The sequence below is a fragment of the Streptomyces cahuitamycinicus genome, assembly GCF_002891435.1.
Taxonomy (GTDB): domain Bacteria; phylum Actinomycetota; class Actinomycetes; order Streptomycetales; family Streptomycetaceae; genus Streptomyces; species Streptomyces cahuitamycinicus.
In genome coordinates this window covers 1-10964 of sequence record NZ_POUC01000274.1, presented here as the reverse complement: position 1 = coordinate 10964, position 10964 = coordinate 1, and the positions used below count along the sequence as shown (strand labels likewise).

Sequence of the window (10964 nt, the reverse complement as noted above, 5' to 3'; positions counted from 1 at the left end):
TTCCCGGGTCCGGGGAGGAGCCAGCCGGCCGCCAGCCCTCGCAGGCGGCCGGTGCCGAGCAGCGGGCGGATCCAGGGGCCGGTTTCCAGGAACGGCAGGCGCAGCTGCTCGCGCCTGCCGTCCTGGAGGGCCCGGCCGAGCAGGCGGTGGGCGGTGGTGTGGTCGCCGAGCTCGTGGGCGGCCTGGGCACGGACCAGCGTGGCCCGGACGGTCACCGCCGGCCCGGGCCGGTCGGCCTCCGGCAGGCTGTGGAGCATCCCGAGCGCTTCCCCGGGGTGGCCCGCCGCGAGCCGGGCCCGGGCGGCCTGCACGGCGCAGGCGGCCCGGCGGCCGGCCACACGTTCGACGGCCTTCCGGGCCGACTCGGGTCGCCCCTGGGCCAGGTAGGCGGCGGAGGCGAGGGCCGCGGCGTGATCCTCGGCCCAGGGTGAGCTCACGACGGCCGGGACGATCGCGGCCGCCGCCGCCAGCGCCGCCCGGGTGTCTCCCTTGGCCAGCAGCAGCCGGCCCCTGGTGAGCATCCGGCCCGCTTCCTCGACGGGATCCTCTCCGGGAAGGCGGGAGGCGGCGGCCTCGTCGAGAAGGGTCTGCGCCTCGTCGAGTTCGTCACGGTCGATGAGGACGGCGGCCCGGACCAGAGCGCCGAGGCCGGCCCCGGACCGCTGGGACAGGCTGTACCGCTGTGCCTGGCCGGCCGCCGCCAGGGCCTTGTGCTCCGCCCGGCCGAGCCAGCCGTCCAGGTAGTCGATCAGGGCCAGGTGGCCCAGAGCCTCCCACCGGGGCAGCGCCATGGCCGCTCCGCCGGGTCGTCCGGCAACCGCCGACAGGACGGTCCGGGCGTCCTCGAAGCGCCCGGCCCACAGACGGGCGCAGCCCAGGTGGGTGAGCAGCAGGGCGTTCAGCTCCGGGTGCTCGTCGAGCAGATGCCCGGGAACGTCCGGCCGGAGGGCCAGCGCCTGCTCCGCGGCGCGCTCCGCCCTGCCCGGGGTTCCGGTCAGCCGGGCCGCCAGGGCTTCCAGCAGGGCCCAGGCGAGCCCGGCCGCCGCCGGGTCCGTCGCTCCGTCCCGGGCCAGTTCCTCCTCGGCCCGGCGCAGGTGCGCCAGGCCGTGTTCGACATCGCGGCCCGCCAGCTCGCGGGCCGCGCGGACGAGGTCCGGGGCCGGGCCCCTGACGTCGGGGCCCATCCGCTCGAACAGCGCGGTCAGGTCGTCGGAGCACAGGCCGGTGAACAGCTGCCCGAGGGCGAGGTCGTCGATCACCGCCCGTGCGGTGAACTCCCAGTCGTCCGCCGCCGCACCCTGGGCGAGCGCCTCGGGCAGGGCTCCGGAACGCCGCAGCCACCGGGCCGCCCGGCTGCGCAGTTCCTGTTCCAGGCCGGGGAAGCGCTCGCGCAGGTGGGCGCGGAGGATCTCGGCGAACAGGGGGTGCAGGGTGTACCACGAGTGGCCGAGGTAGTGGACGAAGGCGTTCTCGCGCTGCAACGCGGCCAGGACGGCCTCCGCGTCCGTGCGCTGTGTCAGCGCGTTGACCAGGTCGGGGCAGCAGCGCTCCAGAACGCTGATGCGCAGCAGCAGGTCCTGTGTGCCGGGGGCCTGCCGGTCGAGCACCTCGGCCAGCAGGAAGTCGGCCACCGCGCTGTGATCCGCCTCGAACTGCTTGAGGTAGGTGTGCGGATCCTGGCTCTGCCGGGCGGCGAGCGCACAGAGCCTGAGCCCCGCGGCCCATCCCCGGGTCCGTTCCACCACGGCCTGCACGGCGCTCGCGGGCAGGTGCAGGCCGTGCCGTGCCAGGAGCTCATGGGCCTCGTCGGGGGTGAAGGCCAGCTCTGCGTCCCGGATCTCCGTCATCTCGCCCGACGCCCGGTAGCGGTGCAGCGGCAGCAGGGGTTCGGTGCGGGTGACCAGGACCAGACGCAGGCCCCGCCCGGCGTGGTGCAGGACGAACTCCAACTGTTCGGCGATCTCGCGGGAGGCCACGCGATCGAACTCGTCGAGGACGACGACCGCGGGGTGCTCCCTGGCCTCGAGACCGGCGGCGAGACGGGTGAGCGTCCGCTGGTCCACGCGGCTCGCCTCCGCGGGGCTGCCGACCTCGCTCGCCACCGCCACGCCGGCCGCGCGCAGAGCCTGCAGCACGTGCGCCCAGAAGACGCCGGGGCCCTGATCGGTGGTCTCGGCGGTGAGCCAGGCGACCGGGTGGCGCAGGCGTGCGGCCCAGTCGGCGACCAGGAGCGTCTTGCCCGCCCCGGCCGACCCGTTGACCATCGTCAGGGGTGTCCCCAGCGCCAGGTCGAGGTGCCCGGCCAGGCGCGGCCGGCACACGAAGGTGGCGGGCCTGGCCGGCAGGGCGAACCGGGTGCGCAGCAGCGGGTCGCCGGTGGGGTCGGCGCATGCGAGCCCCGCCTGAGGAGTTGCATCCGTCGCGGCCATGGGGTCCACCCCTGCCTGCCGTCCGTCAGTCGGTCCTGACCTGGCGATCGTCCCGTTCAGCATCTCAGTGTTCGCTCGGCCGCGCATGCCCGCCGGGCCTCACCGTTCCCCGTCAACCACCCGTGGCGGGCGATGCGGTCACCGCTCCGCCGGGAGTTTCCTGGGGTGACGCACCGCCGCCCGGCGCGCGGGGCGCATCGGCGATCATCATCCAGAGCAGGCCGCTCGGCACGGCCGGGGCGGCTCGGAACGGGAGTACCGACCATGTGCCGCTGGCTCGCCTACTCGGGCACCCCCGTGCTGCTCGACGACGTCCTCTACCGTCCCGAGCACTCGCTGATCGACCAGAGTCTGCACGCGCGGATGGGGGTCGAGACCACCAACGGCGACGGCTTCGGCGTCGGCTGGTACGCGTGGCATCTGCGCACCCCGGCCGTCATCCGCGACACGGGTCCGGCCTGGAGCGACCGCAATCTGCGGGAGATCGCCGACCACGTCCGCTCGTCGCTGTTCTTCGCCCATGTGCGGGCCTCCACCGGCACCGCCGTGCAGCAGACCAACTGCCACCCCTTCCGGCACGGACGCTGGATGTGGATGCACAACGGGGCGATCGCCGGGTTCCCCGCGCTGCGCCGCGATCTGATGCTGGCCATCGCGCCGGAGCTGTTCCCTTCGCTCGAGGGCACGACGGATTCCGAGGTGATGTTCCACGTGGCCCTCACGCTCGGTCTCGACGGCGATCCGCCCGGCGCGGTGGCCCGGATGGCGGGGCTCGTCGAGCGGCTCGGGCACGAGCACGGGGTGCCGGAGCCCCTCCAGATGACGATCGCGGTGACCGACGGTGAGCGGGTGTGGTTCTTCCGGTACTCCAGTGGCGGAGCCTCGCGCTCGCTGTACTACAGCAGCCGGGTGGAGGACGTGCGCGCCCTGCACCCCGATCTCGCTTTCCTGAACCACATCTCGGACGAGACCCGGCTGGTGGTGTCGGAACCGCTGGGCGATCTGCCCGGAGTGTGGAACACCGTCCCGGAGAGCAGCTACGGCGTGGTCCAGCCCGGCCGGTACCTGATGCGGCACTTCGAGCCCGAGCCCGTCTGAGCGCGGCCGTCCCGCGGCTCAGCGAAGGTGCGCGGCGAACGCCTCGTACGCGGGCCGGTCGAAGAGGACGAACCTGACCTCCTCGACCGTCGTGTCCGCCGCCCGTACGGTCTCGATCGCGATGCGGGCGCCGTCGTCCACCGGCCAGCCGTAGACGCCGGTGGAGATGGCGGGGAACGCGACGCTGCGGGCGCCGAGTTCACCGGCGACGCGGAGCGACTCGCGGTAGCAGGAGGCGAGGAGGGCGGAGCGGTCCTCGGTCGCGCTGAACACCGGGCCGACCGTGTGGACGACCCAGCGGGCGTCCAGGTCGCCCGCGGTGGTGGCGACCGCCCGGCCGGTGGGCAGGCCCTTGCCGAGGTGCGCCGCGCGGAGCCTGCGGCAGTCCTCCAGGATGGCGGGGCCGCCGCGGCGGTGGATCGCCCCGTCCACCCCTCCCCCGCCCAGCATCGAGGAGTTGGCCGCGTTGACGATCGCGTCGGCGCTCTCGCGGGTGATGTCGCCCTGCACCAGTTCGATGGCCGTCACGTCTGCCTCAGCCTCTTCCAGACGGCCTTCGCCGCGTTGTGCCCCGACATGCCGTGCACTCCGGGGCCCGGCGGGGTCGCCGACGAGCAGATGAAGACGGCCGGATGCGGGGTGCGGTACGGGAACAGGGTGAGCTTGGGGCGCAGCAGGAGCTGGAGGCCCGAGGCCGCGCCGGAGGCGATGTCCCCGCCGACGTAGTTGGCGTTGCGGGCGGCGAGTTCGGGCGGGCCGGCCGTGGCGCGGGCCAGGACGCGGTCGCGGAATCCCGGGGCGAAGCGTTCCAGTTGGCGCTCGATGGTGTCGGTGAGGTCGCCGGTCCAGCCGTGCGGGACGTGTCCGTAGGCCCAGAAGACGTGCTTGCCCGCCGGTGCCCGGGTGGGGTCGACGACGCTCGGCTGGACGGTGATCAGGAACGGTTTGTCGGGGGCCCGGCCCTCCCGGGACGCCGCGTTCAGGGCCGCGCCGATCTCCGCGCTGCTCGCGCCGACCTGCACCGTGCCGGCGGCGCGGGCCTCCTTGGCGGTCCAGGGCACGGGGCCGTCCAGCGCGTAGTCGATCTTGAAGACGCCCGGTCCGTAGCGGTAACCGGCGTAGTGGTTGCCGAAACCGGCGATGCGGGCCAGGGCGGTGGGCGAGGTGTCGAAGACGTACGCCCGGGCCGGCGGCAGATCGTCGAGGCGCTTGACCTCGTAGTCGGTGTGGACGCTGCCGCCGAGGTCCCGCAGGTAGGCGGTGAGGGCGTCGGAGAGGGACTGGGAGCCGCCGCGGGCGACGGGCCAGCCGCGGGCGTGCGCCGCGAGGGCGAAGACCAGGCCGATGGCGCCGGTGGCGAAGCCGCCGAGCGGGGCCATGACGTGGGCGACGAGCCCGGAGAACAGTGCCTTGGCCGGTTCGTCGCGGAAGCGGCGCATCAGCAGCGTCGACGGGGGCAGCCCGGCCAGGCCGAAGCGGGCGAGAGTCACCGGGTCGCGGGGCAGCGCGGTCAGCGGCAGCGACATGAAGTCCCGGGCGAGGGTGTCCCACTTGGGCAGGAAGGGCTCGATGAGCCTGCAGTACGCGCCGGCGTCGCGCGGGCCGAAGGAGGCGGCGGTCTCGCCGACCGTCCGGGCCAGGACGGCCGCCGTGCCGTCCGGGAAGGGGTGCGCCATGGGCAGCTCGGCGTGCAGCCACTCCAGGCCGTACCGGTCGAGTGGCAGGGCGCGGAACGCCGGGGAGTTGATGGCGAGCGGGTGGGCCGCGGAGCACGGGTCGTGCCGGAAGCCGGGGAGGGTGAGCTCCTCGGTGCGGGCTCCGCCCCCCACGGTGCTCCGGGCCTCGAAGACGGCGACGGAGAAGCCGCGGCGGGCCAGCTCCACGGCCGCGGTCAGTCCGTTCGGCCCCGCTCCCACTACGACGGCATCGAGCATCGACGGCACCTGGACCCCTTCGTCAGCCGACGGCCACTGGGGATCAGGATATGCCCGGGAACTGACAGTCACCGGCCGCCGGTGATTTCCGTCAGGGAAGGCCGCTTTTGCGACGACCGGAACTCCTCGCGCCGGCACACTGCGTAATCAACCGTGTGCGGCACGCGATGACGTGCCGCTCATGCAATCAGACGCTACAGACTGTATGGGTTGGCGACCGCCCGACAGCAGGTGCGCCGCTCATGCCCCGCCCGACAGCAGGTGCGCCACCCTGCGGGCCGTGGCCGCGTCGCGGGCGGCGGTGAAGGGCAGGTCGTTGCCGCCCGCGATGCGGAACGGCTCGCCCGCGAGCGTCAGGTGGGTGCCACCGGCCTCCTCGACCAGCAGCAGACCGGCCGCGTGATCCCAGGCGGCTTCCCAGGAGAAGGCCACCGCGTCCGACTCGCCGCGGGCGATGGCGAGATACTCCAGCCCGGCCGAGCCGCACGGGCGCGGTGCCACGCCGTCGGTGCGCAGACCGAGCAGGGCGTGCTTCTCCTCGTCCGTCGTGTAGTCGGGGTGGGAGGTGGCCACGCGCAGGTCCCGGCCGGGCTCCGGCACTCCGGCGAAAAGCCGCTCCCCGTCGAGGTGGGCGCCCTTGCCCCGCTGGGCGGTGGCGAGCCGGTCGCGGGCGGGCGCGTACGTCCAGGACGCGAGCAGGGTGCCGCGGTGGGCCAGCGCGACCAGGGTGCAGAACCCGGCCTCACCGCGGACGAACTGGCGCGTCCCGTCGACCGGGTCGACGATCCAGACCGGGGCGTCGCCGCGTATCGCCTCGTAGGACGCCGGGTTGGCGTGGACCGCCTCCTCGCCGACCACGACCGAGCCGGGCAGCAGGGCGGCCAGGGCCTCGGTCAGACAGAGCTCGGCCTTGCGGTCGGCGTCGGTGACCAGGTCGTGCGGGCCGCTCTTCTGGTCGACCTCGTGCGCGGCGAGCTGGCGCCAGCGCGGCATGATCTCGGTGGCGGCCGCCTTGCGGATCGCCTCTTCGACGTCGGGGGCGTGCTCCGCGAGAAACTCTTCGATGGTTTCGTTGCTGTCGTTCACCCCTCCATGACAACACGTGCCACTGACAGTGCCCGCCCGCCGGGTGTACTCCGTGCGGCATCGCGATGAACAGCGCTCCGCCTGTTCACCGGCCCACCGCGTACCCCTGCATCCCGCGCGGGTTCGCCGCGGCCGACAGGACGCCCGTCTCCGGGTCCCGCGCGACCGCGCACAGCCGGCCCTCCGACCAGGGGCCGCCCACGGTCACGTCGTGGCCGCGGCGCCGCAGCTCCGCGATGACGGCCGGGTCGGTGCGGGACTCCACGGTGACGCTGCCCGGGCGCATGCCGCGCGGGTAGAAGGAGCCGGGGAAGCTGTCGTTGTGCCAGTTCGGCGCGTCGATCGCGCCCTGGAGGTCGGGGCCGCCACGCACGGGGGCGCGCAGCGCGACCGCGAGGAAGAAGTGCAGCTGCCACTGGTCCTGCTGGTCCCCGCCGGGCGTGCCGAACGCCATGACGGGCACGCCGTCACGCAGGGCGATCGAGGGCGTCAGGGTGGTGCGGGGCCGGCGGCCGGGGCTGAGGGAGCCCGGCAGGCCCTCCTCCAGCCAGGTCATCTGGAGCCGGGTGCCGAGCGGGAAGCCGAGTTCGGGCACGACGGGGTTGGACTGGAGCCAGCCGCCGCTGGGGGTGGCCGAGACCAGGTTGCCCCAGCGGTCGACGATGTCGAGGTGGCAGGTGTCACCGCGGGTGGTGCCGTCGGCGAGGACCTCCGGTTCGCCCGGCACGGGGGACGCCGGGCTCTTGGCGACGGTCGGTTCGCCGGCCCCCAGGGCGTCGAAGCCCTCCTGGGCGGCGGCGGCCACGCGCGCGTGCGCGCTGAGCCGCGGGGTGCGTCCGCCGGGGCTGCCCGGCCGCAGATCGTTCTCGGCCGACTCGCCGACGAGGGCGCGGCGGGCCGTGCTGTACGCGTCTGACAGCAGGTCGTCGAGCGGTACGTCGGCGGCGTCCCCGTACCAGGCCTCCCGGTCGGCCATGGCGAGCTTGCAGTTCTCGACCAGGAGGTGGACGTAGTCGGCCGAACCGTACGGGGGCAGTTCGGGCGGGAGCAGGGCGAGTTGCTGGAGGAGGACGGGGCCCTGGCTCCAGGGGCCCGGCTTGCACACGGTCCAGCCGTTCCAGTCGTACGCCGTCGGCGTCTCGTAGGTCGCGGACCAGGCGGCGAGGTCGGCGGCCGTGAGGGTGCCGGCGTGCCGTTCCCCGCTGGTGTCCCTGGTCGGACGACCGGCCTGGCGGACCAGGGCGTCGGCGATGAACCCGCCGCGCCACACCTGCCGGGCGGCCTCGATGCGTGCCTCCCTGTCGCCCGCGCCGGCGGTCTCGGCGAGCAGGCGCTTCCAGGTGGCGGCGAGTGCGGGGTTGGCGAAGAGCTCGCCGGGGCGCGGCGCCTTTCCGCCGGGCAGGTAGACGTCCGCCGACGAGGTCCACTCCGTCTCGAACAGCTCGCGCACGGTCTCGACGGTCTCGCCGACGCGCTCCACGGGCGCGTGGCCGTGCTCGGCGTAGCCGATGGCGTACCTCAGGACGTCGTCGAGGGACTGGGTGCCGTGGTCGCGCAGCAGCAGCATCCACGCGTCGAACGCGCCCGGTACGGCGGCGGCGAGCGGCCCGGTGCCGGGCACCAGGTCCAGGCCGAGGCCCCGGTAGTGCGCGACGGTCGCCCCGGCCGGTGCGACGCCCTGGCCGCACAGCACCCGTACCTCGCCGTCGGCCGGGGCGAGCAGGATCGGCACCTCGCCGGCCGGGCCGTTGAGGTGCGGCTCGACGACGTGCAGAACGAAGGCGCCCGCCACGGCCGCGTCGTAGGCGTTGCCGCCGTTCTCCAGGACGGCCATCGCGGACTGCGAGGCGAGCCAGTGGGTCGAGGAGACCATGCCGAAGGTGCCCTGGAGGGTGGGGCGGGTGGTGAACATAGGGCCTTCTCATCTCTCGTCGTCATATGCCCTGAGGGGCACGCCACCCGTCCCCCTCCCCTTGCCGGTGTCCTGGCAAAACCTCGGGAAAACCACCCACCGGCTGCTGAACCACCCGAAATCCGGGCGGCGAGAAAGGGTCCCCCGTCACCGCGCAGCCACGGAGCGAGTTCGCACTTCCGCGCCACAGTTACTCATGTGACACTGTCGTCCCGTCCGCCGTGCGGACCCGCTCCGCACCTTCCGTCCCCCACGAGAAGGGCGCCGTGCGTTCCCTACCTCTCCCCCTGGCCCTGACCGCACGTCTGTCCCCGGTGGTCGTGCTCGCCGCCGCGGGCTGGGCGCTGTCGTCCGGTCCGCTCGCGGCGCCGCAGGCCGCCGAGCACAAGCCGGCCGAAGAGAAGACCGAGACACAGTCCGCGTCCGCCCCGTCGACGTCGACGGTGTCGAAGGCGTACTCGGCAGCGCCCGCCCCGTGCGAGAGCGTCGCCAAGAAGACGATCGGGTCGCTGGTGCCGGGCGCCAAGACGGCCGGCAAGGAGATCCCGTCCACGGACTCGGAGCTGCGCCGCACCTGCTCCTGGAACGCGCTCAAGGGATACGACTACCGCTGGCTCGACGTCTCCTACGAGGTCATGGAGTCGGAGGAGGCCGCGCGGAAGTCGTACGAGGAGCACACGGAGAAGAAGAGCGGCGGCGGGGCCGTGCCCGGGCTGGGCGACAGCGCCTACTCCGTCGTGAACCTCACGACGGAGGACAAGCAGCAGACCCGGGAGGGCGTCGTGATCGCCCGCGCCTCCAACGCGCTGGTGATGATCACCTACAACGGCAGCGACTTCGAGTCGAAGAAGGCGCCCAGCACGGACACGATCAACAAGGGTGCCATCAAGGCCGCGAAGGAGGCCGTGGCCGCGCTGGAGAGCGACAAGGACTGAACGCCCTCCGGCGCGCCGGCCTTCCTCAGACGGTGCTGCGGCCCCGCGTGGCCATCAGCACCAGGTACAGCACCATCGACGTGCCCAGGCCCACCGCCCAGCCGTAGTCGGCCAGGTCGGCGAGTGCCGGGATGGGACGGCCGTCGATCAGCGGCTTGAAGCTCGCGCCGCCGACGGCGAGGACACCACCGACCGCGAAGGCGACGACGGCCCGCCAGTTCCAGCCGCCCTCGTACCAGTAGCGGCCGCCCGGGCGGTACAGGTCGGCGAGGTCGAGCCGGGAGCGGCGCAGGATCCAGTAGTCGGCGATGAGGATGCCCGCGACGGTGCCGAGCAGGCCGCCGACCAGGCCGAGCCAGGTGAAGATGTAGCCCTGCGGGTCGGAGTACAGCTTCCACGGGAAGATCAGCACACCGATGACGCAGGTGGCGAGGGCGCCGGCCCGGAAACTGATCCGGCGCGGCGCGATGTTGGAGAAGTCGAACGCCGGCGAGACCAGGTTGGCCGCGACGTTGACGGAGAGGGTCGCCACCAGGACGGTGACCAGCGCGAAGAGCAGGCCGACCGTGCTGTCGGTCTTGGCGGCGAGCTGCACCGGGTCCCAGATGGCCTCGCCGTAGACGGCCTGGGAGCCCGAGGTGACCATCACCGACAGGAACGCGAAGAGGGTCATGGTGGTCGGCAGGCCGAGCGCCTGGCCCCGGGTCTGCGCCTTCTGGCTCCTGCCGTAGCGGGTGAAGTCGGGGATGTTCAGCGACAGGGTGGACCAGAAGCCGATCATGCCCATGAGGGCGGGGGCGAACAGCTTCCAGAAGTCGGCGCCCCAGCCGAGCTTGGAGGGCTGGTCGAACAGCGGGCCGAAACCGCCCGCCTTGTCGCTCATCCACCACAGCATCACGAACGCGCCGACGAGCACGAAGGGCGCCGCCCAGTTCTCGAAACGGCGGATCGTCTCCATGCCCCGGTAGATGATGAGGACCTGCAGCGCCCAGAAGATCGCGAACGACAGCCACATCGTCCAGGCGTAGCCGCCGACCTTCGCCGTGTCCGTCCAGCCGGCGCCGATGAGCTTGCCGGCCAGGAAGTAGATCGCCTCGCCGCCGATCCAGGTCTGGATGCCGAACCAGCCGCACGCCACCAACGCCCGTACGACGGCGGGCAGGTTGGCGCCGCGGATGCCGAAGGAGGCCCGGGCGAAAACCGGGAAGGGTATGCCGTACTTGGGTCCGGCGTGCCCGGTGAGCAGCATCGGTATCAGCACGATCACGTTGGCCAGGGCGATGGTGAGCACCGCCTGCTTCCAGTCCATGCCGACGGCGATGAGCCCGGACGCCAGGGTCCAGGAGGCCGTGTTGTGGGCCATGCCGACCCACAGCGCGGAGAAGTTGTACGTGGTCCAGGTGCGCTTCTCGACCGGGACCGGCAGCAGGTCCTCGTTGGCGTAGGGGCCGGTCGGTGCCGGGGCGCCCGGGGCGATCTCCACCCGGCCGTCGGCGAGGGTGACTTGGGTGGGCGGCGGTGGGGCCGTGGGAGCGGTATCGGTCATGGGCCGGACCAATCAGGGGAGGTG

General features: G+C 73.3%; 8 protein-coding genes. 2 read left to right on the top strand and 6 right to left on the bottom strand.

The window, feature by feature from the left end; genetic code table 11:
• The coding region (locus tag C1J00_RS29025; RefSeq protein ID WP_102911969.1) for a winged helix-turn-helix domain-containing protein at nt 1-2429 on the bottom strand (2429 nt) is incomplete at its 3' end.
• Nucleotides 2430-2693: 264 nt separating this feature from the next.
• On the opposite strand from C1J00_RS29025, the gene C1J00_RS29020 reads away from it, so the two are divergent.
• The gene (locus C1J00_RS29020; RefSeq protein WP_102911968.1) at nt 2694-3527 is read left to right on the top strand and encodes a class II glutamine amidotransferase; all 834 of its coding nucleotides are present in this window, start codon (nt 2694-2696) and stop codon (nt 3525-3527) included.
• 18 nt (nt 3528-3545) lie between these two features.
• Here the strand turns inward: C1J00_RS29020 and C1J00_RS29015 are convergent, their stop codons facing one another.
• The 4 genes from C1J00_RS29015 to C1J00_RS29000 form a co-directional block, all read right to left on the bottom strand.
• Nucleotides 3546-4055, bottom strand: coding sequence for an O-acetyl-ADP-ribose deacetylase (locus C1J00_RS29015; RefSeq protein WP_102911967.1), 510 nt, complete (start codon nt 4053-4055; stop codon nt 3546-3548).
• Nucleotides 4052-5461: a phytoene desaturase family protein gene (locus tag C1J00_RS29010; protein ID WP_102911966.1), complete on the bottom strand. Its 1410-nt coding sequence runs from the start codon at nt 5459-5461 to the stop codon at nt 4052-4054. The genes C1J00_RS29015 and C1J00_RS29010 overlap by 4 nt, the downstream gene beginning before the upstream one ends.
• A gap of 240 nt (nt 5462-5701) precedes the next feature.
• On the bottom strand, nt 5702-6547 hold the full coding sequence (locus C1J00_RS29005; RefSeq protein WP_102911965.1) for an inositol monophosphatase family protein: 846 nt from the start codon (nt 6545-6547) through the stop codon (nt 5702-5704).
• Between the two features lie 85 nt (nt 6548-6632).
• The gene (locus C1J00_RS29000; RefSeq protein ID WP_102911964.1) at nt 6633-8459 is read right to left on the bottom strand and encodes a gamma-glutamyltransferase family protein; all 1827 of its coding nucleotides are present in this window, start codon (nt 8457-8459) and stop codon (nt 6633-6635) included.
• A 266-nt stretch (nt 8460-8725) separates the two neighbouring features.
• On the opposite strand from C1J00_RS29000, the gene C1J00_RS28995 reads away from it, so the two are divergent.
• The gene (locus C1J00_RS28995; RefSeq protein WP_102911970.1) at nt 8726-9394 is read left to right on the top strand and encodes a hypothetical protein; all 669 of its coding nucleotides are present in this window, start codon (nt 8726-8728) and stop codon (nt 9392-9394) included.
• 25 nt (nt 9395-9419) lie between these two features.
• Here C1J00_RS28995 and C1J00_RS28990 read toward each other — a convergent pair whose 3' ends face one another.
• Nucleotides 9420-10940 (bottom strand): NCS1 family nucleobase:cation symporter-1, encoded by a 1521-nt coding sequence (locus C1J00_RS28990; protein ID WP_102911963.1) that lies wholly within the window; start codon nt 10938-10940, stop codon nt 9420-9422.
• Nucleotides 10941-10964: the final 24 nt, after the last annotated feature.